The organism is Nocardia sp. NPDC052001 (assembly GCF_040680615.1).
Lineage (GTDB): Bacteria > Actinomycetota > Actinomycetes > Mycobacteriales > Mycobacteriaceae > Nocardia.
In genome coordinates, this window is sequence record NZ_JBFAXC010000006.1 from 328,892 (window position 1) to 352,384 (window position 23,493).

Sequence of the window (23,493 nt, forward strand, 5' to 3'; positions counted from 1 at the left end):
GGGTGGCGTCCGATGCTCGGGGCTCACTTCACGTATTTTTGAGATCCCCTGGGCTATCTACCCAGTCGACCGAACTTGTTACATGGGCGTACGAACGTCCAATGGACTTCCGGCCGCTATCGGCACAATGCTGCTGAACACTCGGACCAATCTACCGGCAGCTTGCAACCCCTAACGAAGAAGCACCATAGCTGCGAACTATCACCGCATTTCGCGGTCTCAGCCAGTGATATGCGTCCTGTCCCGGGCGGGGTCATACAGGTGTGACTGGGCGCAATCCACCGATTTCGCCAGTGCGCGACCGACCAGGATGACCGCCGCCTGACGCAGCTCGGCGGCCTCGACGCGGTCCGCGATATCGGCCAGGGTGCCGCGCAGAACCAGCTGATCGGGCTGACTGGCCCGGTAGACGACCGCGACCGGACAGTCGTTCCCATAGTCGGGAATCAGCTCATCGGCGAGGGTTCGGATGCGGGTGATAGCGAGATGCAATACCAGGGTCGCGCGGGTGCGGGCGAAGTTGGACAGCGCCTCGGACTCGGGCATCGCGGTGGAACGCGCTTGCGTGCGTGTGAGCACGACGGACTGGGTCAGCTCGGGGACCGTCAGTTCGGTGCCGAGCAGCGCCGCCGCGGCCGCGTAGGCGGGAACGCCCGGGGTGACATCCCAGGGCACACCTGCGGCGTCCAGCCTGCCGGTCTGCTCGGATAGCGCCGAATATATGGACGGATCACCCGAACACAGGCGGGCGACGTCCTTGCCCGCGGCCGTGGCGCGCACGCAGTGCTCGATGATCCGATCCAGATCCAGGCCCTGGGTGTCGATGAGTTCGGCATCGGGCGCGCAGTGCGCCAGCACCTCGGGGTCGAGATAGGTCCCGGCGTAGAGACAGACGGGCGACTCGCGCAGCAGACCCACCGCGCGCACCGTGAGCAGGTCCGCGGCTCCGGGTCCGGCCCCGATGAAGTGCACAGTCATGCCGCCGAGTCTGGCATTGCCGCGGCCCGCCGCCGTCTCGCACCCCCGAGACCGGGCGTGCGGACGGGTCTCAGTCGCTGACGTTGAAGGCCGCGGTCACCTTGGTGGGCACCAAACGCACCACCAGCTCGCCCGGAACCCCGTTGCGCTTGCCGAATTCCTCGGCCCGGTCCGCTCCCATATAGCGAGCGGCAATGAGCGTGGCGGTGCGGACCAATTCGTCCAGATCCTCGGAGACCTCGGCCGTGCCCTGCACCTGGACATAGCCGTAGGGGGCGGCCTCGAGATCGACGACCATGGTCAGCCGGCCGTCGCGAGCGATGGATCTGCCCTTGGCCGAGGTCGCACCGGTATTGAAAACGACGGCGTCACCATCGAGGACGAACCAGACCGGGGTGACGAGCGGACGTCCATCGGCAGCGATGAACGCGACCTTGCCGGTGCGGGTGCCCTCGGAGAGGAATTCGCGCACTTCGGGATCGGAGAGGGAGGCCATGCACCCACCGTAGGGTCAGATGGCCCCGCGTTCGCGAGCACGCGCCACGGCGGAGGTCCGCGATTTCACGCCGAGCTTGGCGTAGATGTGCACGAGGTGCGATTTCACGGTGGTCTCGCTCAGGAACAGGCGGCGGCCGATCTCGCGATTGGAGTGACCGTCCGCGACCAGCCGGAGCACCTCGATCTCGCGCGGGCTCAACGTGGTGTCGGGTTTGCGGACGCGGGTCATCAGCCGCGAGGCCACCGACGGGGACAGCACGCTCTCGCCCTCGGCCGCCGAGCGGACCGCGGCCAGTAATTCCGAGGGCGGGGTGTCCTTGAGGATGTAGCCGACCGCGCCCGCCTCGATCGCGCCGAGGATATCGGCGTCGGTGTCATAGTTGGTGACCACCAGCACATTCGGCGGATCGGGCAGTTCACGCAGGGCGGCGGTGGCGTCCGCACCGGATTTGCCCGGGCCGAAGCGCAGATCCATCAGCACCAGATCGACCCGGGTGGTGGAACAGAACGCGACGGCCTCCTCGGCGGTGGCGACCTCGCCGATCACATCGATCTCCGCACCGGAATCGCTTTCCGCCGCACCGGAATCCAGTAGGGCACGCAGGCCCGCGCGCACGATGGCGTGATCGTCGGCGAGCAGGATGCGAATCATTCGTCCTCCAACGGAAGTCACTGCTCCTCCAACGGGAACGAGACGGTGACGGCGGTGTGACCGGGTTCGGACTCCACCTCCATGGTGCCGCCCTGCTGCTCCACCCGATTGCGCATGGCGGTGAGACCGAAACTGCCGGAGGGTGATTGGGCCAGCACCTCGGGAGCGATGCCGATACCGTCGTCGACCACGTCCAGGTACACGGCGTCACCGGCGTAGGTGAGGGTGACCCGCATGCGCCGGGCCTGCGCGTGCCGCACCACATTCGAGACCGCGCCCTGCGCGATGCGCACCAGGGCGGCCTCGATGGGCATGGGCAGCGCGTGCGGATCGCCCTCGACCAGCATTTCGGCGTGCAGGCCGGGAGCGGTGGCGCGCTGCGTGATTCGGGTGAGCGCGCCCGCGAGGGATTGGCCCTCCAGGGCGGCCGGGGTGAGTTCGGCTATGAGATGGCGGGTTTCGACCAGGCTGTCGGCGGCGGTTTCGCGGGCGAGCCGAATCTTGGCCAGTGCCGGGTGATCCGGGGCCGCGCGCTCCACCGCGTGCAGCAGCAACTGGATGCTGCTCAGGCCCTGGGCGACGGTGTCGTGAATCTCCTGGGCCAGGCGTTCGCGCTCGGCCATCTTGCCCGCGGTGCGCTCCTGTTCCGCGAGAGTGTTTCTGGTGGTGAGCAATTCGTCGATCAGGCGCTGGCGTTCGGCGGCCTCGCGGAACAGCGCCTCGTAGCCGAGACCGATGCCGACCGCCACCAGCGCGCCCAGCAGCGGGCCGATGATGCCGCCGAAGGTCCAGCCGCGATGCAGGGCGAAGCCGACCACCGACACCACCGTGGTGACGGTGACCGCCACCAGACCCCAGTTACGGGGCAGCAGATGCAGATACAGGAAGAACAGGCCGAAGACGAGATAGACCGCCTCGGGCACGAAGGCCACCAGCACCAGCCACAGCACGGTCAGCACGACCAGCCACACCCGCGCGGCCACCAGCCTGCGGCGGAACAGGCCACCGGCGAAGTAGACCCCGAGGAACGCCCCGGACAGCACCACCACCAGATAGGGGTGCGCGTCGGCGATGATGGCCCGCGCCGCCACCACCGCCGTCAGCGCCACCACCAGCGCGTGCAGACCGAGCTGCACGGCGGAAAGGACGGGGGTGAGGGGCGATCGATGCACGTCGACCAGCTTATGCCGGGCAACCGCACCGGCATCCATCGAAAGTAGGAAACGCCGGACCTCCCTTGGCTGGGGCCGGATTCGTCCCGCGGCGCGATGGATTCACCGGGCATCCGCACCAGAGTGGAGTCATGTTCGTAGCACTCCGGGATCTGCGGGCCGCCCGCGGCCGCTTCCTCCTCATTGCCCTCGTGGTGACCATGGTCGCGCTGCTCGTCAGCTTCTTGAGCGGGTTGACCGCCGGGCTCGGGCACCAAAACATCTCCGCCATCCAATCGCTGCAGACCAGCACGGTCGTCTTCGCGGACACCGGGTCGGCGGCCTCCTTCGATTCCTCCACGCTCAGCGATGAGCAGGTGCGGGCCTGGCAGTCGGCCGCCGGATCGGACGGGACGGTCGACCCGATCGGCATCAGCCGCACTCGCGCCACGCACGATGGGGCCTCCCCCGCACAGGTCGCACTGTTCGGGGTGCAGGGGACACCCTTTGGCAATCGTGTGGCAACCGATGCCGGGCAGGTGGTGCTGTCCAAGGCCGCCGCCAAGGATCTCGAGGCCGGGCCGGGTGACACCGTCGCGCTGGGCGCGGGCAATTTCACGGTGCGGAGCGTGACCGAGGACGACTGGTACGCGCACACCCCGGTGGTGTGGATGACGCTCGGCGATTGGCAGACGCTCAATCCGCGCTCGGGTGCGGCGACCATCATGGCTGTCTCCGGGGTGCACGATGAGTCCGCGGTCAACGCGGCGGCGCACACCACCACGACATCCTCCAAGGGTTCGCTGTCGGCCATGAGTTCGTACCAAGCCGAGAACGGATCGCTGACCTTGATGACCGGCATGCTGTTCGCCATTTCGGCGCTGGTGATCGGCGCGTTCTTCACGGTCTGGACCGTGCAGCGCACACCCGATATCGCCACGCTGAAAGCCCTCGGCGCGACCACCGGTTCGCTGGTCCGGGATGCGCTGGGTCAGGCGCTGGTGGTGCTGGTCGCCGGTGTCGGTGTCGGCGTGGGGATCACCGCGCTGGCCGGCCTATTCCTCGGTGACGCACTGCCTTTCGTGCTCAGCGTGAGCACCACGCTCTTCCCCGCGGCCGCGCTCATTCTGCTCGGCCTGCTCGGCGCGGCCTTCGCGCTGCGCTTCCTCGCCACCACCGATCCGCTCACCGCCCTCAACCAGGCACGCTGATCACCTTGTCCCACAGGAGTTTTGCGATGACCAACGCCCTCACGGTCGCCGACCTCACCCTCACCTTCCCGGACGGCGCCGAACGCATCACCGCATTGAACCGGGTCAACCTGGCGGTGCGCGGCGGTGAGATCGCCGCCATCACCGGGCCGTCCGGCTCCGGTAAATCGACACTGCTGGCCACGGTGTCGACCCTCATCCGTCCCGATTCCGGCCGCATCGAACTCGAAACCTCCGATGGCACCGTGGATCTGGCGCAGCTGAGCCGTCGTGATGCCACCACGCTGCGCCGGAACTCCATCGGCATCGTGTTCCAGCAATCCAATCTGGTTCCGGCGCTGACTTCGCTGGAGCAGCTGGAGGCCATGGTCCATCTCGGGCAGACCTTCTTCGTCTCCCCCGCCCGCCGTCGCGAAGCCCGTTCGCACGCACGGGAACTCCTCGACGCGGTCGGCCTCGCCGGTCAGGAGAACAAGCGGCCCGCCCAGCTCTCCGGCGGTCAGCGCCAGCGCGTCAATATCGCCCGCGCCCTGATGAACAATCCGGCCCTGCTGGTCATCGACGAGCCGACCAGCTCCCTCGACCAGGAGCGCGGGGCAGCCATCATCGACCTGATCGTGCGCATCTCCCGTGAGCACAATGCCGCCACCCTGCTGGTCACGCACGATCGCGCGCACCTGCATCAGATGGACACCGTGCACCGCATGGTCGACGGCAGCCTGACCCTGGAGTCCGAGAACCGAGCCGCCCACGCGGTCTGACAGGATCGAGCGGCTTCCGTGTGCCGAGCACGGTGGCCGCGCCGATCCCGAAGGACCGTCATGGAACTCGTGACATCGCTACCCGCCGACACTCCGCTGTCGGAGGTGGCGACACGAATCCGTCGGATAGAGGCCCTGGGCTTCGATACCGTGCACATCTCCGAGACCGTGCGCGATCCCTTCGGCGTCTGCGCCCTCGCGGCCGAACACAGCACCACCCTGACCATCCGGACCAGCATGGTGGTCGCCTTCCCCCGCAGCCCCATGCTCACCGCCTACGCCGCCTGGGATCTGGCCCGCTTCTCCGCCGGCCGCTTCCAGCTCGGCATCGCCTCCCAGGTCCGGGGCAATATGGTCGGCCGCTACTCGACCCCCTGGACCGATCCGGTAGCCCAGCTCTCGGACTACGCCGCCGCCCTCCGCGCCATCTTCGCGTCCTTCCAGACCGGCTCGCGCCTGGACCACCACGGCTCGCACTACGAATTCACCCGCCTGCAGCCATATTTCAACCCCGGCCCCTTGGACGTGACCCCGCCGTCCCTCTGGATGGGCGGCGTAGGCCCGCGCATGTGCGAGCTGGCCGGGGCGGCGGCGGACGGCTTCGTGGCCCACCCGACGGGTTCACATCCGCTCTCCCTCGCCGATCGGGTGCTGCCCGCCCTCCGCGCGGGCGCGGAGCGCGCCGGGCGCACCGACGGCGGCCCCCGAATCATCGTGGTCCCCAAGATGATCACCGGCCCCGACGCCGAATCACTGGCGGAGTCCCGCGAGCGGCTGCGCTCGGAATTGGCCTTCCTCTACTCCACCCCGGCCTACCGGGGCACCCTCGACCTGGTCGGCCATCCCGAGACCGCCGATCGCCTGAGCGCCGCCGCGCACGCCGGCGCATGGACCGACCTGCCCGCCATCCTGACCGATGAGGTACTGGAAACCCTTGTCCCCGAAGCGATCTACGCCGATCTGCCGACGGTGCTGGACCGCTGGTACGGCTCGCACTGCGACGGGATAGCGCTGCAGATCCCGCCGACCACCGACGACGATGACCAATTTCGCGACCTGCTCACCGCATTGCGCGGGCCGCGCACCGCCACCTCGTAATCGGTTGTCCGGCTTCGACTATCGGGGTTGGGCGATGACCAGCAGCACGTGCGCGGGGTGGTCGTCCACCAGGTGCCAGCGGTCTCGCAGGGTGGAGGGGAAGTCCACGAAGTCTCGGGGGCCCAGCCGGATTCTGCCTACGCCGACCAGTTCCACGTCCAGGTGACCGGTGACGACGTAAACGCCGGTGACCCCGGTGGATTCGAACCAGCCGCCGATGAATTGGCCAGGCTCCACCAGGTATTCGATGACTTCGAGGGGACTGTTGGGGCGCATATGGAGGGCGCGGCCGACCGCGGCGTCGGGGCGGTCCGCCACCGGGAGGCGCAGGCCCTCATCGGAGCGGACGACGGTGACGCGGTCGGGGGCGGGGCTGGGAAGCAGATCGCCGGGGGTGACTTCGAGGGCGGCTGCCAGTCGATAGGTGGTGATCATCGAGGGGGCGCTGATGCCGCGCTCGATCTGACTGAGGAACGGCTGGCTGATGCCGGCGCGTTTGGCGAGCTCGCGCATTGACAGTCCCGACTTCTCACGAAGTTCGCGGACCACGCCGCCGACGAGCTCGGCCAGGCTCGACTCGTCGGGATCGCCGGGTGCTGTCGATGTGTCGTTCACACAGGCCAGTGTGCCCGATGAATGATTCCGGCGGATACGCGGGCGTTTACACATTCGTGACGCGAGTGAACGCTACCGCCATACAAGTGGGCCAATCTGATTGCTGTCACTTATCAGTACTGCTTTACTCGGAGGGTGCCCGATGTCGGTCATCGAAGACGACCCGTCTGCCACCGCGACCGGTCTGGTCGAACAGCGCGGCATCGACCACATCCCGGAGGCGGAGCGCACGGGCACCGTGCGCCGGCTCGGCCTCATGTGGAGCGGAGTGATTCTCAATGTGCAGGTGGTGGTGTACGGCACCCTGCTCATCGCCATCGGGCTGAACCTCTGGCAGGCGCTGGCCGCCGTGGCCATCGGTACCGCGACCTGGGTACTCGCGGGGCTGGCCAGCCTGCCCGGTCCGGCGGCGGGCACTACCACCTTCGCCGTGAGCCGGGCGGCATTCGGCCGCAATGGCATGCGCCCCATCGCATTCTGCAACTGGCTCCAGCAGATCGGCTACGAGGTGCTGGATCTGGTGATCCTGGTGCTCGCCGGTTCGGCGCTGCTGGATATGGCCGGGGTGCAGGTGTCGAACAGTACGAAAGTCGTCTTGCTCGTGGTGTTCTCGATCGCGCAGAGCCTGCTGCCGAGTCTGGGCCACGCCGCCATCACCAAAGTCCTGAACCTGCTGGTCGCACCGTTCGCCGCGCTGTTCCTGATCATGGCCTGGCTGACCGCCGACAAACTCGACATCACCGTCGGCCAGGCGGCGGGCTGGCCCGCCTTCCTCGGCGGAATCGCGTTGGCGGCCAGTGCGAGTGGGCTCGGCTGGACCCCCAACGCCACCGATTTCTCCCGCTATCTCCCGACCGCCACGCCACGCCGCAAGGTGGTCGCCGCCGTGACCCTGGGCGGCGCGATCCCGCAGGCCCTGCTCATGCTGCTCGGCGTCGGTGTGGCCCTGTTGACCGAGCAGGCGTCCGATCCCATCAGCGGACTGCCGAGCGTGTACCCGGGCTGGTTCCTGGCACCGTATCTGGTGCTGGTGATCGCGCAGATGATCTCGCTCAATGCCATCGACCTGTACTCGTCCGGAGTCACGTTGCAGGCCATCGGCGTTCGCATCGGCCGCTGGCAAGCGGTGGTGCTGGACGGCGTCATCTGCGCGGCGATCGGGTCGATCGTGGTGTTCTCCTCCGATTTCAACACCTTCGTGAGCAACTTCCTGCTGTTCATGATCGTGTGGTTCGCGCCGTGGGCGGCGATCTTCGTGGTCGACTATTTCCTGCGCCGCGGCCGCTACGACCTGGATTCGCTCGCCGAGACCGGCGGACGGTACCTGCGGCCGGGCGGCCTGCATCTGCCGGGCGTGCTGGCGCAGGCGGCGGGCATGATCGCGGCGCTGTGCTGTATCGACACCTCGGTGTTCATCGGACCTATCGCAAACCTGTGTGGCGGAGCGGATCTGAGCGTTCCGGCCGGACTGCTCGTCGGCGGCGTGACCTACTACCTCGCCGCCCGCCGCCCCGTCATCGCCGAATCACACTGAAGGAAGGGATATTCCGTGGAATTCCGAGTACCGGTCATCGATATCTCGCCATACGTCGGAGACGGCGATATGAGCGCGCGCGGTGCGGTCGCACGGCAGATCGATGAGGCCGCTCGCACGATCGGTTTCATGCAGATCGTCGGACACGCGGTGCCGCAGCGGGTGATCGACGGATTCACCGGCGCGCTGGACGAGTTCTTCGCCCTGGATCTGGAGACCAAGAAGCGGTATCGGACCGCGCCCGAGATCAATCGGGGCTATTCGCCGCCCAAGAGCGAGAGTCTGAGCCTGAGCCTCGGCGTGGAATCCGCGACCCGGATGAACGATTTCTTCGAAGCGTTCAATATCGGTGCATCGCTCGCCGATTACCCGGGTTTGGATCTACCGGCCACCGACTACGCGGAAAACGTGTGGCCGCAGGAGGTTCCGCGGTATCGAGCACCCGTCGAGGCATACTATGCCGAGGCCGCGCGGGTGGCGCGCACCCTCACCACGGCCTTCGCCGATGCGCTCGACCTGCCCGCCGGTTACTTCGGCGACTACACCGATCATTCGCTCGATGTGCTGCGCATGAACAATTACGCGCTCCCGCCCGGCACCGTCGATCTGGACGGCGATCTGATCGGCATGGGCGAACACACCGATTACGGCATCGTCACCGTGCTGTGGGCCGATCAGGCGCCCGGATTGCAGGTGCTCGGCGCGGACGGCCGCTGGCATGACGTACAGCCCGCCGACGGCGCGCTCCTGGTGAATCTCGGTGATCTCATGGCTCGCTGGACCAATGAGCGGTGGCTGTCCACGCTGCACCGGGTCAAGCCACCGATCGTGGACGGGACGATTCAGCGCCGGCGCAGCGCCGCGTATTTCCACGACGGCAATATCGACGCGCTCATCGAGACGCTGCCGTCCTGCGTGGGTGAGGGCAGCGAATACGAGCCGGTGACGGTCGCCGACCACATCCGCGCCAAACTCGCGGGCTCGCGTGCGGGACAACCGAATACCAATGCCACCCGTGAGGCCGCCCGAGTGCTGGCAGCGGCCGAACAGACCGGAGACCGGGCGTGACACTCTCTTTCCGCGACCTGCCCAAGGTCAGCCTGCACTGTCATCTCACCGGTTCGGTGCTGCCCGAAACCGTTGCCGCACTTGCCCGTAAGCACGGTATCCCGATGCCCGGCGGCCGCACCGCCACGGATCTCTACGATATCGACAGCCACGAGGATCTGGACGAATTCCTGCGTGTCTACGATATGGTCGGCCAGGTCGTTCGCGATGCCGACGACTTCCGCCGCATCACCTACGAATCCCTGACCGCATTGGGCTCCGAACACGGTGTGCTGTACCGGGAGATATTCGTCAGCCCGCCCGCGCATCCGTTCGCCGACTACCGCACCCTCTTGGATGGCGTCCGCGCCGGAATGCGAGAAGCCGAGCAGGACACCGGGATCGGCAGCCGCATCATCGTCGCGATCAATCGCGAGGACACCCCCGCCGCGGCCGTCGATCTGGTGCGGCAGGTCATCGAGCACCGCTGCGACGAAGTGGTCGGCATCGGCCTGGACTACGCGGAGGTGCACGGACCGCCCCAACTGTTCCACGAGGCGTACCGGATAGCGGGCCGCGCGGGCCTGCATCGCACCGCACATTCGGAATCCGGTCCACCGCCGAATATCGAAGTGCTGCTCGATGTCCTGGGCTGCACCCGCGTGGACCACGGCTATCACGTTGTCGACAGCCCCCGTATCACCGAGCGTTGCCGAAACGCGGGCATAACATTCACCTGCACCCCGGTCAGCTCCGATATCGGCCGCTACTCCGGCAGCGGCAATGGCAAACACGAAAAGATCGCCGCCATGGTCGAAGCCAGTCTGCGGGTGACCATCGACTCCGATGATCCACCGATGTTCGGCACCGATCCAACCAATGATTTCGAGGTCCTGCACCGGACTCTCGGGTACGGCGCCGATCAACTGCTCACCTTCACGATGAACGCGGTCGAGGGTTCCTGGCTGGACGAATCCGATAAATCCGCGCTGCGCGACCGGGTCGCACAGCGGCTCACCCCGGCGCCCGCACCGTTCGGATGATCGCGAAATGGGGTGTTGGGGTGGAGGTTACGGGATGGTCATTTTGATGGAATAGCGTTCTCGGAATTCGCAGTTCTCGGAAGAGGAGTGGTCGCGATGAGGGAAGCGCTTCCCAGTAAGAGGCAGGTTTTGCTGGCGTGCCGGGGATCCAGTTTTCCGGGGCATCCGGTACTTAGTGCGGCTCATGAATTAACGGAGTTGCATGGGCGGCGGATGGCCGCCGGGCCGGACGCCAAGGATGAATTCGATGGTTTGCGAGATGAATTGGTGCAGGCCATCGATTGCTGGGTTACCTCGCGATTACCTCCCTCGCACGGGGCTGCTCGGGTGCATACCGAGACCATGGGGGCCGTTATCGATCGGCTGGCGCAGTTGACCGCGCACGCTTATGCGGCGCTCACCCACGCCCCGGGGCCGGAATTGACCAGAATTTGGGAACGACTGGCCGAATTGGCCGTCGGTTACGAGGATTTGGCGTCCGAGGTGTGCACCGGACGACGGCGGCTCCCCGGCGCGCATTAGCGGGCGGGGAGCCGAAGTCGGAAAATCATTGGGATCCGCGCTATTTCGGCGGGCTATGTTGCGCGTACCAGCCCAATAGCGCCGGATCGTCCACCGCGGTGGGGGCCACCACCCTGGATAGTTCCGCACCCTGGAAGAGTTTCTTGAGCGGGACTTCGAGTTTCTTACCGGTGCGAGTGTGCGGAATGCCGGGGGCGGCGATGATTTCGTCGGGGACGTGCCGCGGGGACACTTCCGCGCGAATGGTGGCGTTGATGCGCGCCTTGACCTCATCGGTGAGTTCCACGCCGGGGGCGGGCACCACGAACAGCGGCATCCAGTAGCGGCCCTCGGGGAGTTCGATGCCCAGCACCAGCGCCTCGGCCACCTCGGGAAGCGCCTCGACGACCTGATAGATATCGGCGCTGCCCATGCGGATGCCGTGCCTATTCAGGGTGGAGTCGGAGCGGCCGTGCACGGTGATGCTGCCGTGGTCGTTGACGGTGATCCAGTCGCCGTGCCGCCAGACGCCGGGGTACATGTCGAAATACGCGTCGTGGTAACGGGATCCGTCGAGGTCGTCCCAGAAGTGCACGGGCATGGAGGGCATCGGTTTGGTGATGACGAGTTCGCCTACCTCACCGCGCACCGGATGGCCCTTCTCGTCCCAGGCGTCCAATGCCACACCCAGGTAGGGGGCGGAGAGTTCACCGGGCCACACCGGGACGGTGCGCACACCGCCGATGAAGGCCGAGACCACATCGGTGCCGCCGCTGATGGAGGCGACCGGAACCCGCTCACCGACGTTGTCGCGCAACCAGAGTGAGGATGACGGCGGCAGCGAGGAACCGGTGATGCCGACCATGCGCAGCGCCGACAGATCGTGATCGCGGCGCGGTACCACCCCCGCCTTGATACAGGCCAGCACATAGCCCGGGCTGGTGCCCACCACCGTCGCACCGGTGCGAGCGGCTATGGCCCACAACGCATCCGTGGTCGGCGCGGACGGGCTGCCGTCGTAGGTGACGATGGTCGCGCCCACCAGCAATCCGGCGATCTGGAAGTTCCACATCATCCAGCTCGGGCTGGTGTACCAGAAGAAGGTGTCGTCGCGCCCGATATCGGATTGCAGGGCAACGGCTTTCAAATGTTCGAGCAGTACCCCGCCGTGACCGTGCACGATGCCCTTGGGTTTGCCGGTGGTGCCGGAGGAGTACAGCACCCACAGCGGATGTTCGAAATCCACCGGCGCGATATCGATTTCGCCGCCCGGTGCGTCGAGCAGCTCATCCCAGGCGCGCACATCGGGCAGGGTCGCGCCGATGCGCGATACCAGCACGGTGGCGGCCAGTGACGGCAACCCCGCCCGCAGCGCCTCGATATCGCCGGTCTTATCGTGCACCTTGCCGCCGAAGCGGTAGCCGTCGGCGGTGACCAGCACCTTGGGCTGGAGCTGACCGAGCCGGTCCAGCGCGGCCTGCGCGGAATAGTCCTGACCGCAAGCGCTCCAGACGGCTCCGATACTGGCCGTGGCCAGGAACGCGATCACGGCCTGCGGGATATTCGGCAGATAGCCGGCGACCCGATCACCCCGGCCCACACCGAGTTCCCGCAGGGCACGGGCGAAAGCCGCGGTGCTGCTGAGCAATTCCGCCCAAGACAGCTCGATGACACTGCCGTCCTCATCGACGCCGAGAATGGCGGGCCGATCGGTGCGCGCCTGCCGCACCACCTGTTCGACATAGTTCAGCTGCGCCGCCGGAAACCATTTGGTGCCGGGCATTTCGGTGGAGACGAGCACCGCGCCGGTGCGCTCCCCCAGTTCGAAATAGTCCCAGAGCGCACCCCAGAAGCCCGCCACATTGTCGACCGACCACTGCCAGAGCGAGTGGTAGTCCGGAAACGATTCCCCCGTCCGCGCCGTCACGAACGCCGCGAAATCGGTGACCCGCGCCCCGGCGATATCGGCCTCGGTCGGCATCCACTGTGGTTCCACCCGCACTACCTCCTATGACGCGAATCCGGCGCTGTCCGCGACCTGCGCGCGCTGCACGATTCGCTCGGCATGCCGGATGACCGGCATATCCACCATTCGGCCCTCGAAGGTGAACACACCCCGATGGTTCGGCACCTCGGCCAAAAGCCTTTGCGCCCAATCGACTTCCTTGGGCGCCGGTGCGTAGGCACGCCGGATGACCGGAATCTGACTCGGATGAATGGCGACCTTGGCGTCGAAGCCGACGGCGACCGCGTCCTCGGACTCCGCCGCCAGCCCATCCAGATCCGGGATATTCAGGAACACCGAATCGAGTGCGAATTTGCCATATGCTTTGGCCGCCAACAGCGATTGCGACCGCACATGCAGCGCCACATCCCGATAGCCGCCGTCGGCATGTCTGCTGGAATTGCCGCCCAGCGCCGCGACCAGATCCTCCGCGCCCCACATGACGCCGATGGCATTGCGCACCATGACCGCTCGTCCGACCGCCATCGCGCCCAGCGGGGATTCGATGAGCGCGATCACCTCGTAATCGGCCAGTCGCGTAATCTGTTCCGCCGATTCGCATTTGGGGAGCATGAGTCGCCGGTACTCGGTGCGCAGCAGCGCGTCCAGATCGAGCATGTGCTCGACGGTGCCCGCCGCGTTCACCCGGATGACGGTGCGTTCGGGATCCTGCGGGGTGGCGATCAGCGCCTCGCGGGCGGCCGCCTTATCCGCTTCGGCCACACCGTCTTCCAGATCGATGATCACCACATCGGCCGCGGCGGCGGCCTTGGCGTAGCGCTCGGGGCGATCCGCGGGACAGAACAGCCACGCCGGTCCGGGCAGCTCCCAGCTCATCTATTTCTGCTTTCTCACCAGGGTTTTGCGGACGGCCGTCGCCACCACGTCCCCGTGTTGATTGCGGCCGGTGTGCGCGAAGGTCACGATGCCCTCCCCGGGACGGCTCTTGGATTCCCGCAGGTCGGTGACCACGGTTTCGGCGTACAGCGTGTCGCCGTGGAAAAGCGGTTTGGGAAAGGCGATTTCGGAGAAGCCGAGATTGGCCACGATGGTGCCCTGGGTCAGCTGCGCCACCGACAGGCCGACCAGTGTGGACAGGGTGAACATGGAGTTCACCAGCACCTGCCGGAACGGCTCCTGGGTGGCGGCGAACGCCGCGTCCAGATGCATCGCCTGGGTGTTCATGGTGAGCGTCGTGAACAGCACATTGTCGGCTTCGGTAATGGTGCGGCCGGGCCGGTGCTCGTACACCACACCGGTTTCGAACTCCTCGAACCACAGGCCGCGCTGAACGATCCGGCGCGCCTGCGAATCCTGTTCGGTCACAGACCCAGCTCCCGCCCGATAAGCATCAACTGCACCTCCGTGGTGCCCTCGCCGATCTCGAGAATCTTGCTGTCGCGATAGTGCCGTGCCACAGCATATTCGTTCATGAAGCCGTAGCCGCCGAAAATCTGGGTGGCGTCCCGGGCATTGTCCATGGCGGCCTCGCTGGCCACGAGTTTCGCGATCGAGGCCTGCTTCTTGAACGGCTTACCGGACAGCATGAGCGCGGCCGCGTCGTAGTAGGCGGTGCGGGCCATATGCGCGCGCACCTCCATGCGGGCGATCTTGAACGCGATGGCCTGATTGCTGCCGATGGGGCGGCCGAACGCCTCGCGCTCCTTGGCGTATTTGACGCTCTCGTCCACGCAGCCCTGTGCCGCGCCGACCGACAGCGCCGCGATGGCGATCCGCCCCTCGTCGAGAATGCGCAGGAAGTTGGCGTAGCCGCGGCCGCGTTCGCCGAGCAGGTTCTCGGCCGGGACGCGCACATCGGTGAAGCTCAGCGGGTGGGTGTCCGAGGCGTTCCAGCCGACCTTGTTGTACGCGGGCTCGGCCACGAATCCGGGGGTGTCGGCGGGCACGATGATCGTGGAGATCTCCTTCTTGCCCTCGGTCGTGCCGGTCACCGCGGTCACGGTCACCAGCCGGGTGATATCGGTGCCCGAATTGGTGATGAACTGCTTGCTGCCGTTGATGATCCAGCTGTCGCCGTCCTGTACGGCGGTGGTGCGGGTGCCGCCCGCGTCACTGCCCGCGCCGGGTTCGGTGAGCCCGAACGCGCCGAGCGCGCGCCCGCTGGCGAGCAGCGGCAGCCACTCCTGCTTCTGCTTGTCATTGCCGAAGCGGTAGATCGGCATGGCCCCCAGCGAGACACCGGCCTCGAGGGTGATGGCCACGCTCTGATCGACCTTGCCGAGCTCTTCCAGGGCCAGGCAGAGCGCGAAGTAGTCGCCGCCCATACCGCCGAACTCCTCCGGGAACGGCAGGCCGAACAGGCCCATATCCGCCATGCCCGCGATGACCTCGTACGGGAAGCTGTGCTCCGCATCGTGTTTCGCGGCGACCGGGGCCACCACCTGATTGGCGAAATCGCGGACGGTGAGCGCCAGTTCGCGGTATTCGTCCGGCAGCGTGCCGGTGGACAGGAAGTCGGTCATGACGCGGTGTTCTCCTGGGAATCGGCGGTGATGATGCGGGCCAGCAGCTCTTCCAGCTTGACCTGGGCACCGGGCTCGACGAGCACCTCCACCCGACCGGCCACGGGGGCGGTGAGGGTGTGCTCCATTTTCATGGCTTCGACAATGACGATCGGGGCCCCGGCCTCGACCTCGGTGCCGTGTACCGCGGGCACGGCGATGACCGAACCCGGCATGGGACTCTTGATTTCGGCATCGCCGACGTGTTCGCCGCCGCCGCGAATATCGGCCTCGGCGACCTCGCGCAGCTGGGCGACGCCGGTGGCGTCGGCCACCCAGAGCTGACCGTCACCGGTGGCGACGCGGTAGCGGGTGCGCAGGCCGTCGAGGGTGAGGGTGAGCCATTCGGCATCGGAAGTGGCTGTGAGGGAATGCTTTTCACCGTCCTCCACCCATGCCAACGCATTGCCGGGCGTGCCGGACAGGTAGACGTGCGCGGTGCGATCACCGGCGGTGAGCCGGAATACGGTGGGCGCGTGCGCGCCGATCCGCCAGCCGTTCGGCGTCGCCCACAGATCGGCCGGCGCGCTCGGCCACCGGCACAACCAGAGATCCGTTGCCGCGGCGATGAATTGGGCATCGGAGACCACCGGCGGGGTGTAATCGACCACCCGCCGGTCCAGCAGGGCGGTATCCAGATTTCCGGCCCGCACATCGGTGTCCGCGAGCAGGAAGCGCAGGAAGTCGATATTGTCCCGCACGCCCAGAATCTGGGTATCGCGAAGTGCCGCATCGAGTTTCGAGATAGCGGTGGCGCGATCCCCCGCATGCGCGATGACCTTGGACAGCATCGGGTCGTAGTCGGTGCCGACCACCGTTCCGGCGCGCAGACCCGAATCCACCCGCACGCCCTTGCCTTCCGGCTCGGACAGCGCGAGCACGGTGCCGCCGGTGGGCAGGAAGCCGCGACCCGGATCCTCGGCGTACACGCGCGCCTCGATGGCGTGCCCGGTCAGCTTGATGTCCTCCTGGCTGACCGCCAGCTTCTGCCCGGCCGCGATGCGCACCTGGCATTCCACCAGATCCACGCCGGCGACTAGTTCGGTGACCGGATGTTCCACCTGCAGCCGGGTATTCATCTCCATGAAGAAGAACTCATCCGGCTTATCGGCCGAGACGATGAATTCCACGGTGCCCGCGCCCACGTAGTCGACGCTGCGCGCGGTATTGCAGGCCGCCGCGCCGATGCGGGCGCGGGTGCGCGGGTCCAGCAGCGGTGACGGCGCTTCCTCGATCACCTTCTGGTGGCGGCGCTGCAGACTGCATTCGCGCTCGCCCAGATGCAGCACCTGACCGAATTCATCGGCGAGGATCTGCACCTCGATATGCCTGGGGCGGTTCACGAATCGCTCCAGGAACAGGGTGTCGTCACCGAACGCGGAACCGGCCTCGCGGCGTGCGCTCAGCAGCGCCTCGGGCAGCAGCGCCGGATCCTCGACCCGGCGCATACCCTTGCCGCCACCACCGGCGGACGGTTTGACCAGCACCGGATAGCCGATTTCCGTTGCCGCCTCGATCAATTCGGCATCGGTGAGACCGGGGCGGGCGATACCGGGCACCACGGGGACGCCGTACGCGGAGACCGCGTTCTTGGCGGCGATCTTGTCGCCCATGATCTCGATGGCCCGCGCGGGCGGGCCGAGGAAGACGATATCGGCCGCGTCCAGCGCCGCGGCGAAAGCCGCGTTCTCCGAGAGGAATCCGTAGCCCGGGTGCACGGCCTGCGCACCCGAGCGCACCGCCGCGTCCACCACCTTGGCGATATCCAGATACGACTCGCGGGCCGGGGCCGGTCCGAGCCGGACCGCGATATCGGCCTCGTGCACGTGCCGGGCGTTCACATCGGCATCGCTGTACACCGCGACCGAGCGAATTCCCATGGCGCGCAGGGTGCGGATGACCCGTACCGCGATTTCCCCGCGATTGGCGACCAGCACCGTATCGAAGGCGACGGGGTGAGCTTTGTTCATCAAGGCGATCACATCCTGAAGACGCCGTAGGAGACGTCCTCCAGCGGCGCTTGCGCGCACGCCGAAAGCGCCAGGCCGACAACTGTTCTGGTATCGGCGGGATCGATGACGCCATCGTCCCAGAGCCGGGCGGTGGAGTAGTACGGATTGCCCTGCGCCTCGTACTGATCGCGGATAGGGGCCTTGAACGCCTCCTGATCCTCGTCCGACCAGGGCTTGCCGGAGCCGTCCAGCTGATCGCCGCGCACGGTCGCGAGCACCGACGCGGCCTGCTCGCCGCCCATCACCGAGATGCGCGCGTTCGGCCACATCCACAGGAAGCGCGGCGAATACGCGCGCCCGCACATGGAGTAGTTGCCCGCGCCGTAGGAGCCACCGATGACCACGGTCAGTTTGGGCACCCGCGCGCAGGCCACCGCGGTGACCATCTTCGCGCCGTGCTTGGCGATACCGCCCGCCTCGTAATCGCGGCCGACCATGAAGCCGGTGATGTTCTGCAGGAACAGCAGCGGGATCTTGCGCTTATCGCAGAGTTCGATGAAATGCGCGCCCTTCATGGCGGATTCGGCGAACAGCACGCCGTTATTGGCCACGATGCCGACCGGATGACCGTGGATGTGCGCGAAGCCGGTGACCAGGGTGCGGCCGTATTCGGCCTTGAACTCGGCGAATTCGCCGCCGTCGACCATGCGGGTGATGACATCGCGGACGTCGTAGGGCGTCCGGAGATCAACGGGGACAATGTCGTACAGCTCATCCTGCGGCGCGATGGCGTCGACCGTGGGCCGGACCTCCCACGGCGTCGGCGTCTTCGGGCCGAGCGTGGCGATGATATTCCGCACGATGCGCAGCGCGTCCTGATCGCTCTCGGCCAGATGATCGGTGACACCGGAAGTGCGCGAATGCAATTCGCCGCCGCCCAGCTCCTCGGCGGTGACCACTTCGCCGGTGGCGGCCTTCACCAGCGGCGGGCCGCCCAGGAAGATGGTGCCCTGATTGCGCACGATGACGGTCTCATCGCTCATGGCGGGGACGTACGCGCCGCCCGCCGTGCAGGAGCCCATGACCGCGGAGATCTGCGCGATCCCCTTGGCGCTCATATTCGCCTGATTGAAGAAAATGCGGCCGAAGTGCTCGCGATCGGGGAAGACCTCATCCTGTTTGGGCAGGAACGCACCGCCCGAGTCGACCAGGTAGACGCACGGCAGGTTGTTCTGCAGCGCCACCTCCTGCGCGCGCAGATGCTTCTTGACCGTCATCGGGTAGTAGGTGCCGCCCTTGACCGTGGCGTCATTGGCGATGATCACGCATTCGCGCCCGGAGACCCGGCCGATACCGCCGATCACGCCCGCGCCCGGGCATTCATCGCCGTACAGCCCGGTGGCCGCCAGCGGCGACAGCTCCAGAAACGGCGAGCCGGGATCGAGCAGCTGATCCACCCGCTGCCGCGGTAGCAGTTTGCCGCGGGCCAGATGCCGCTCGCGGGCCTTGTCCGGTCCGCCCAGTGCGCTCACGGCCAAGCGCTCGCGCAGCTCTTCGACCAGCGCGTGATGCGCGGCCCGGTTCCCGGAGCGCACCTCCCCAGCCACCGTCATGACGTCATCCTCAGGCTCGGTTAATCACCAATAACTCAAATGTAAGATAATCTTCACTAACTGAGTTGTCCAGAACCGCAGGAGGGAGCCACGGTGAACAGCGCGGAAACCGTGCCCTCGGCACCGGCCGAAACCACCGCGACGACCCGAGCCGCGCTGGCGGCAGCGCCGCTCACCCGGCGCGAACAGTTGAAGGCGCAGCGGCGCGCGCAGCTGCTGGACGCGGGCGCGCGGCTGATCGCGGACCGCGGCTTCCTCGGTATGCGCCTGGACGATCTGGGCGCGGCGGCGGGCATCAGCGGCCCGGCGGTCTACCGCCACTTCCCCAATAAGGAAGCGCTGCTGGTGGAATTGCTGGTCGGCATCAGTCAGCGGCTGCTCGACGGCGGCCGGGCGGTCGCGGCGGCGGCCACCGGGCCCGCCGAGGCGCTGGACGCGCTGATCGATTTCCACCTCGACTTCGCCCTGGGTGAGCCGGAGCTCATTCGCATCCAGGATCGCGATCTGGAGAACCTGCCCGAAGCCGCGCGCCGCCAGGTCCGCCGCACCCAGCGCCAATATGTGGAGGTCTGGGTCGCCGTACTGCGCGAAGTCCGGCCCGACCTCCCCGAGGCCACCGCCCGCGTGCAGGCGCACGCGATCTTCGGCCTGATCAACTCCACCCCGCACAGCGCCCCGGCCGCGACCGCGACCCGCGCCCGGCCGGTGCTGCGCCGCATGGCCGTGGCCGCCCTGGCGTGATCTACACCCCGAACGCGCTCGAATTGTGTTCAGGCACCGCGAAGTTCGCGTTCGGCGGTGCGCAGCACCATGAGGAATCCGCCTCGGATGACGGGCAGGAACAGGGTGGTGGCCAGACCGCCGCACATCGGCGAGGCGATTTCGAAGGTGGAGAACCAGCGCACGCGGGTGCCGCGGGCGACCTCCTCGAAAGCTATGAAACCTTCTTGATGTCGCAGTGGCGGAACGGATTTCAGGAGTCGATAGCGCATGAGGCGCTGGGGCTCGTACTCCACGATCTCTTCGGTGAGGCGAATGAGCGGGGTCACGATCAGCCGGACCGCTCCGGCCCCGTGACCGGTGGTGTTGCCGGGGCGGACCAGGGTTACCCGGCGGACCATGGGTACGCGCTGATAATTGGTCGCATCGGTGAGCCAGTCGAAGACATCCGGGAGTGGAGCCCGGATCGTGCGCTGAACATCGACCGTGCGCATGCCGGCTCCATCCTGATCTCGCCCTAACCTCTGCGCAGCCTACGAGATGGGCCGCCGATCGTAGAACGAAACGCGCGCGAAACGCCGAATCGGGTGAGCGCCTTGCGCTTTCGCCTGCAAGCACAGCCCTCCCCAACCCGGCAGGGCGGCAAAAGACCTGGTGACTACCATTACGGGCATGAATGTCGAGGAGGAGCGTGTGATCCGCCGCCGCCCGAAGAACCGGCGCGCCCAGATCGCCGCCACCTCGGCGGCCGCCTTCGGCTCGCTCGGCTATCACGGGGTGAGCATGGAGGATATCGCCGCGCGACTCGGAATCTCCTCGGCCGCACTGTATCGGCACTACCCGAGCAAGTACGCACTGTTCCGCGAGGAGCTGCTGCGGCTGGGTCAGCTCACCGTCGACGCGACCACGCCGCCGGAGGACGCCGAAGGTCTGGATCCGGCCGCACGACTGTCGAGCGTGCTGGATCGGATCATCGCCGAGACCATCGCCAATCGCGCCACGGTCACCCTGTTGCGCTGGGAGCAGCGGTACCTCGACGACGCCGATCGGCAGACGCTGTCCGATCAGTTCACCGCGGCGCTGAAGGTGCTGCGCGATCTCATCGGCGCGGTGCGACCGGAGCTGGACGAACAGGATCGCGCGGTGCGCGCGGTGGCCATCTTCAGCGTGGTCAGCAGTATCGGCGACCATCACGCGGCGCTGCCGGTGAAAGCGCTGACCGCATTGCTGCATTCGGCCTGCGATGCCCTCATAGCCGCCGAACTACCGCCGCCCGGCACCGATGCCAGCCTGCCGCGGGCCACCGAGATCCCGCAGTCCTTCAAGCACGAGTTGCTGTTGAAGAAGGCCGTCGAGCTCTTCCATCAGCGCGGATACCCCAATGTGAGCGTGGAGGACATCGCCTCGGCGGCCGATCTGTCCGCGGCGTCGGCGGTGTACCGGTACTACCGGAGCAAGGGTGATCTGCTGGCGGCGGCCTTCCGGCGCGCGGCCGATCGGGTGTCCGGGGCGATCGGACCCGCGGTGTCGTCGTCCGCGACTCCGGCCGAGGCGCTCGGCAAGCTCGTCGACCTCTATGTCGCGGGCTCATTCGCCGAACGCGAGCTGACCTATGTGTATTACGCGGAGTTCAGCCATGTTTCGCCCGATGAGCGCACCATGCTGCGCAATGTGCAGCGGCTGATCGTGGCCGAATGGGTGCGGCTGCTGGTTGCGGTGCGCCCGGAACTGTCCGAGGGCGAGGCCAGAATCCTGGTGCACGCCGGGTTCGGACTGGTGGTCGATATGGGGCGCGTCTTCGGTGACGATCCGCGAATCTGCCCGCAGGAAAGGGTGATCCGGCTGATGGAGGTCACCCTCTTCGGTGCGGCGCGAGCGTAATCGCGCCGCACCGGCGGGGTCTTATGCCGGGGTGAAGACGGACATGGGGGTGAACGGCGCGTAGTCGGCCACGTGCCCGTCCTCCCACTCCCACAATGAGATCGGATCAACGGCGACGCCGCTCTGCAGAATGAGGCGCCAACCGGCTTCCTCGCGCTGCCAGATATCACCGTCGCGGTCCCAGTAGAGACCGACGGTACGCGGCTCGACCGTAATGCTCCGGCTCATGGTGTTCCTCTCCGTGACCGCTGGCTGCTCAGTGGATTCCGTAACCGTCATCATTGGAAATCCCTTCGTTGCGCGCTATCGAAAAGTATTCGCTCCCACACTTCCGGGCCTGTTTCGCGGCGACTATGCCTTGCCTTCCGCACAAATATATTTGCCAAACATTCGCGGATGCAGGAAGTGAAGGGGGTGAGTCGAATTCGCCGAAGAATAAAGCTCCACTTTTCGGAACCGCTATCCGGCCGGAATGCCGGACCGACATGCGGAATCATGTCGAATCCGATCGGCCGCGGCGCAAACCCCCACACCATAAGATGTCCGAATTATCCGGTTGCGCACCGCGACTCGCGCACGAATCGGTCGACACACCGCGAGAACTTCCACACGAGCGAGGGCCGGATACCGCCGAAAACCGCGTCCGTATTAGATACCAATCGGTTGCAAATAGTGGGTATCACGGGCCGCCCGGACGCCGGGATCGGGAACTCCGCAAATGCCGGCGGCCCGCCGCATTCGATGTCATCGACCGCCGCTATCCGACGCGGGGATATCACCGCACTGTATCGATCGGCGCGAGCGGGACTACCGGAGCGAGGTAGCTGAGATACTCGGAATGCCTGGACGCCGCGATGTACCGGTCCGGCAGGGAGTGGTGGAACGGTACATCGCGGCGCTTATTCAGGTGGAATGTGGGGTCGCCAGGGCGTTGCGCGCTGGCGGCCTCACGACCTTTCCGATCGCTATTGCGGCGGGAAGGTGTAGGAGGAGCCGGTGCCGAGCATCTTGGCCAGGGTGGCGAAGAGGTCGTTAACCATGCTGCCAGTGAACATTTGAGCTCCTAGACGACCGGGGTGGTCACCGGCGGGGTGGGCTGGGTTACCGAGGTGGATGAACCCGAGCCGACCAGGTGGGCGAAAGCCATGAGCAGGTCGGTGAAGCCGCTGCCACTGAGCATTGTGTTTTCCTTTCGAAAGGTGTTGGGGGGCTACGGATCAGTGCGGGGTGTAGCTGGCGGTCGAGCCACCGCTCAGGAACTTGAGCAGGGTGGTCAGGATGCCGCCGATGTCGACGCCGCCGGTGGGATCGGTAGCAGGAGGAGTGGTCATGTGTTTCCTTTCTTCGTTCGCGGACAGACCCCCGAAAACTGTTCGCCTGGATCACCAGTGAATGCGCCGGGACCGCCGCACGGGGCGCGCTCGCGCCCCGAGTCCTTACTGCGGAGTTGTTGGGCCGCAGAGATTTTCGAACCGATTCAGTCGGCCTCGGTGGCCATGGCGTCGGCCAGGGATTTGGGGCGCATATCGGTCCAATGGGTTTCGACGTAGTCGAGGCAGGTACGACGTTGCGCCGGTCCGTGCGCGATGGTCCAGCCACCGGGGATGGCGGCGAAGATCGGCCACAGCGAATGCTGCGCCTCCTCGTTCACCAGTACGTAGAACTGCGCGTCGTCGTCATCGAAGGGATTGCTCATCGCGAAGTGCCTTTC

General features: G+C 66.6%; 23 protein-coding genes. 9 read left to right on the forward strand and 14 right to left on the reverse strand.

The features are described 5' to 3' along the window. Positions 1-219: 219 nt before the first annotated feature. From cobM to AB0L82_RS27965, 4 genes are all read right to left on the reverse strand, one after another. Entirely contained in the window at positions 220-978 is a 759-nt protein-coding gene (cobM, locus tag AB0L82_RS27950; protein WP_364642564.1) for a precorrin-4 C(11)-methyltransferase, read from the reverse strand. Between the two features lie 70 nt (positions 979-1,048). Continuing rightward, positions 1,049-1,474, reverse strand: a complete 426-nt coding sequence (locus tag AB0L82_RS27955) for a PPOX class F420-dependent oxidoreductase (protein ID WP_364642567.1) — start codon at positions 1,472-1,474, stop codon at positions 1,049-1,051. 15 nt (positions 1,475-1,489) lie between these two features. Beyond that, positions 1,490-2,128 (reverse strand): response regulator transcription factor, encoded by a 639-nt coding sequence (locus AB0L82_RS27960; protein WP_364642570.1) that lies wholly within the window; start codon positions 2,126-2,128, stop codon positions 1,490-1,492. A 17-nt stretch (positions 2,129-2,145) separates the two neighbouring features. Continuing rightward, on the reverse strand, positions 2,146-3,300 hold the full coding sequence (locus AB0L82_RS27965; RefSeq protein WP_364642572.1) for a sensor histidine kinase: 1,155 nt from the start codon (positions 3,298-3,300) through the stop codon (positions 2,146-2,148). A gap of 131 nt (positions 3,301-3,431) precedes the next feature. On the opposite strand from AB0L82_RS27965, the gene AB0L82_RS27970 reads away from it, so the two are divergent. From AB0L82_RS27970 to AB0L82_RS27980, 3 genes are read left to right on the forward strand one after another with little or no spacing between them, the layout of a single operon-like run. Next, entirely contained in the window at positions 3,432-4,490 is a 1,059-nt protein-coding gene (locus AB0L82_RS27970) for an ABC transporter permease (RefSeq protein ID WP_364642575.1), read from the forward strand. Positions 4,491-4,516: 26 nt separating this feature from the next. After that, the gene (locus AB0L82_RS27975) at positions 4,517-5,251 is read left to right on the forward strand and encodes an ABC transporter ATP-binding protein (protein WP_364642578.1); all 735 of its coding nucleotides are present in this window, start codon (positions 4,517-4,519) and stop codon (positions 5,249-5,251) included. A 60-nt stretch (positions 5,252-5,311) separates the two neighbouring features. Further along, positions 5,312-6,349, forward strand: a complete 1,038-nt coding sequence (locus tag AB0L82_RS27980; protein WP_364642581.1) for a TIGR03617 family F420-dependent LLM class oxidoreductase — start codon at positions 5,312-5,314, stop codon at positions 6,347-6,349. Positions 6,350-6,367: 18 nt separating this feature from the next. Here the strand turns inward: AB0L82_RS27980 and AB0L82_RS27985 are convergent, their stop codons facing one another. Beyond that, positions 6,368-6,964, reverse strand: coding sequence for an XRE family transcriptional regulator (locus tag AB0L82_RS27985; protein WP_364642584.1), 597 nt, complete (start codon positions 6,962-6,964; stop codon positions 6,368-6,370). 142 nt (positions 6,965-7,106) lie between these two features. On the opposite strand from AB0L82_RS27985, the gene AB0L82_RS27990 reads away from it, so the two are divergent. The 4 genes from AB0L82_RS27990 to AB0L82_RS28005 all read left to right on the forward strand — a co-directional run bounded on the left by AB0L82_RS27990 (position 7,107) and on the right by AB0L82_RS28005 (position 11,110). Then, a complete protein-coding gene (locus AB0L82_RS27990) occupies positions 7,107-8,498 on the forward strand; it encodes a cytosine permease (RefSeq protein ID WP_364642587.1) in 1,392 nt (463 codons plus the stop codon). Between the two features lie 15 nt (positions 8,499-8,513). Further along, the gene (locus tag AB0L82_RS27995) at positions 8,514-9,566 is read left to right on the forward strand and encodes a 2-oxoglutarate and iron-dependent oxygenase domain-containing protein (RefSeq protein WP_364642590.1); all 1,053 of its coding nucleotides are present in this window, start codon (positions 8,514-8,516) and stop codon (positions 9,564-9,566) included. Then, the gene (add, locus tag AB0L82_RS28000) at positions 9,563-10,588 is read left to right on the forward strand and encodes an adenosine deaminase (RefSeq protein ID WP_364642593.1); all 1,026 of its coding nucleotides are present in this window, start codon (positions 9,563-9,565) and stop codon (positions 10,586-10,588) included. Before AB0L82_RS27995 ends, add begins: the two co-directional genes overlap by 4 nt. Before the next feature lie 213 nt (positions 10,589-10,801). Further along, on the forward strand, positions 10,802-11,110 hold the full coding sequence (locus tag AB0L82_RS28005; RefSeq protein ID WP_364642595.1) for a DUF4254 domain-containing protein: 309 nt from the start codon (positions 10,802-10,804) through the stop codon (positions 11,108-11,110). 40 nt (positions 11,111-11,150) lie between these two features. Here the strand turns inward: AB0L82_RS28005 and AB0L82_RS28010 are convergent, their stop codons facing one another. Genes AB0L82_RS28010 through AB0L82_RS28035 form a run of 6 tightly spaced genes read right to left on the reverse strand, consistent with a single transcriptional unit; the run spans position 11,151 to position 19,181 of the window. Continuing rightward, a complete protein-coding gene (locus AB0L82_RS28010; protein WP_364642985.1) occupies positions 11,151-13,070 on the reverse strand; it encodes an acetoacetate--CoA ligase in 1,920 nt (639 codons plus the stop codon). 27 nt (positions 13,071-13,097) lie between these two features. Then, complete coding sequence (locus AB0L82_RS28015) at positions 13,098-13,931, reverse strand: CoA ester lyase (RefSeq protein WP_364642597.1); 834 nt, start codon at positions 13,929-13,931, stop codon at positions 13,098-13,100. Further along, positions 13,932-14,420 (reverse strand): MaoC family dehydratase, encoded by a 489-nt coding sequence (locus AB0L82_RS28020; protein WP_364642599.1) that lies wholly within the window; start codon positions 14,418-14,420, stop codon positions 13,932-13,934. Continuing rightward, the gene (locus tag AB0L82_RS28025; RefSeq protein ID WP_364642602.1) at positions 14,417-15,577 is read right to left on the reverse strand and encodes an acyl-CoA dehydrogenase family protein; all 1,161 of its coding nucleotides are present in this window, start codon (positions 15,575-15,577) and stop codon (positions 14,417-14,419) included. The genes AB0L82_RS28020 and AB0L82_RS28025 overlap by 4 nt, the downstream gene beginning before the upstream one ends. After that, positions 15,574-17,586, reverse strand: a complete 2,013-nt coding sequence (locus AB0L82_RS28030) for an acetyl/propionyl/methylcrotonyl-CoA carboxylase subunit alpha (protein WP_364642605.1) — start codon at positions 17,584-17,586, stop codon at positions 15,574-15,576. Before AB0L82_RS28030 ends, AB0L82_RS28025 begins: the two co-directional genes overlap by 4 nt. 8 nt (positions 17,587-17,594) lie before the next feature. After that, entirely contained in the window at positions 17,595-19,181 is a 1,587-nt protein-coding gene (locus AB0L82_RS28035; RefSeq protein WP_364642608.1) for a carboxyl transferase domain-containing protein, read from the reverse strand. A gap of 156 nt (positions 19,182-19,337) precedes the next feature. Here AB0L82_RS28035 and AB0L82_RS28040 point away from each other — a divergent pair, with 156 nt between their 5' ends. After that, on the forward strand, positions 19,338-19,922 hold the full coding sequence (locus tag AB0L82_RS28040) for a TetR/AcrR family transcriptional regulator (RefSeq protein WP_364642987.1): 585 nt from the start codon (positions 19,338-19,340) through the stop codon (positions 19,920-19,922). 29 nt (positions 19,923-19,951) lie between these two features. On the opposite strand, the gene AB0L82_RS28045 is transcribed toward AB0L82_RS28040, so the two are convergent. Further along, complete coding sequence (locus AB0L82_RS28045; RefSeq protein ID WP_364642611.1) at positions 19,952-20,395, reverse strand: SRPBCC family protein; 444 nt, start codon at positions 20,393-20,395, stop codon at positions 19,952-19,954. Positions 20,396-20,573: 178 nt separating this feature from the next. On the opposite strand from AB0L82_RS28045, the gene AB0L82_RS28050 reads away from it, so the two are divergent. Beyond that, positions 20,574-21,782 carry a TetR family transcriptional regulator gene (locus AB0L82_RS28050; protein ID WP_364642614.1) on the forward strand — a complete coding sequence of 403 codons (1,209 nt, stop codon included), beginning with the start codon at positions 20,574-20,576 and terminating at the stop codon, positions 21,780-21,782. 21 nt (positions 21,783-21,803) lie between these two features. Here the strand turns inward: AB0L82_RS28050 and AB0L82_RS28055 are convergent, their stop codons facing one another. Further along, positions 21,804-22,010, reverse strand: a complete 207-nt coding sequence (locus tag AB0L82_RS28055; RefSeq protein ID WP_364642617.1) for a hypothetical protein — start codon at positions 22,008-22,010, stop codon at positions 21,804-21,806. A gap of 1,249 nt (positions 22,011-23,259) precedes the next feature. Beyond that, positions 23,260-23,478 carry an MbtH family protein gene (locus AB0L82_RS28060; protein ID WP_364642620.1) on the reverse strand — a complete coding sequence of 73 codons (219 nt, stop codon included), beginning with the start codon at positions 23,476-23,478 and terminating at the stop codon, positions 23,260-23,262. Between the last annotated feature and the right edge of the window lie 15 nt (positions 23,479-23,493).

Excerpts from the sequence above, each read along its gene's own strand:
- AB0L82_RS28035 (WP_364642608.1), bottom strand. The coding sequence starts at position 19,181 with ATGACGGTGGCTGGGGAGGTGCGCTCCGGGAACCGGGCCGCGCATCAC.
- AB0L82_RS27975 (WP_364642578.1), top strand. The coding sequence starts at position 4,517 with ATGACCAACGCCCTCACGGTCGCCGACCTCACCCTCACCTTCCCGGAC.
- cobM (WP_364642564.1), bottom strand. The coding sequence starts at position 978 with ATGACTGTGCACTTCATCGGGGCCGGACCCGGAGCCGCGGACCTGCTC.
- AB0L82_RS27970 (WP_364642575.1), top strand. The coding sequence starts at position 3,432 with ATGTTCGTAGCACTCCGGGATCTGCGGGCCGCCCGCGGCCGCTTCCTC.
- AB0L82_RS27980 (WP_364642581.1), top strand. The coding sequence starts at position 5,312 with ATGGAACTCGTGACATCGCTACCCGCCGACACTCCGCTGTCGGAGGTG.
- AB0L82_RS28015 (WP_364642597.1), bottom strand. The coding sequence starts at position 13,931 with ATGAGCTGGGAGCTGCCCGGACCGGCGTGGCTGTTCTGTCCCGCGGAT.
- AB0L82_RS28030 (WP_364642605.1), bottom strand. The coding sequence starts at position 17,586 with ATGAACAAAGCTCACCCCGTCGCCTTCGATACGGTGCTGGTCGCCAAT.
- AB0L82_RS28025 (WP_364642602.1), bottom strand. The coding sequence starts at position 15,577 with ATGACCGACTTCCTGTCCACCGGCACGCTGCCGGACGAATACCGCGAA.
- AB0L82_RS28060 (WP_364642620.1), bottom strand. The coding sequence starts at position 23,478 with ATGAGCAATCCCTTCGATGACGACGACGCGCAGTTCTACGTACTGGTG.
- AB0L82_RS28005 (WP_364642595.1), top strand. The coding sequence starts at position 10,802 with ATGGCCGCCGGGCCGGACGCCAAGGATGAATTCGATGGTTTGCGAGAT.
- AB0L82_RS28045 (WP_364642611.1), bottom strand. The coding sequence starts at position 20,395 with ATGCGCACGGTCGATGTTCAGCGCACGATCCGGGCTCCACTCCCGGAT.
- AB0L82_RS28055 (WP_364642617.1), bottom strand. The coding sequence starts at position 22,010 with ATGAGCCGGAGCATTACGGTCGAGCCGCGTACCGTCGGTCTCTACTGG.
- AB0L82_RS27960 (WP_364642570.1), bottom strand. The coding sequence starts at position 2,128 with ATGATTCGCATCCTGCTCGCCGACGATCACGCCATCGTGCGCGCGGGC.
- AB0L82_RS27990 (WP_364642587.1), top strand. The coding sequence starts at position 7,107 with ATGTCGGTCATCGAAGACGACCCGTCTGCCACCGCGACCGGTCTGGTC.
- AB0L82_RS28050 (WP_364642614.1), top strand. The coding sequence starts at position 20,574 with ATGAATGTCGAGGAGGAGCGTGTGATCCGCCGCCGCCCGAAGAACCGG.
- AB0L82_RS27955 (WP_364642567.1), bottom strand. The coding sequence starts at position 1,474 with ATGGCCTCCCTCTCCGATCCCGAAGTGCGCGAATTCCTCTCCGAGGGC.
- AB0L82_RS28010 (WP_364642985.1), bottom strand. The coding sequence starts at position 13,070 with ATGCCGACCGAGGCCGATATCGCCGGGGCGCGGGTCACCGATTTCGCG.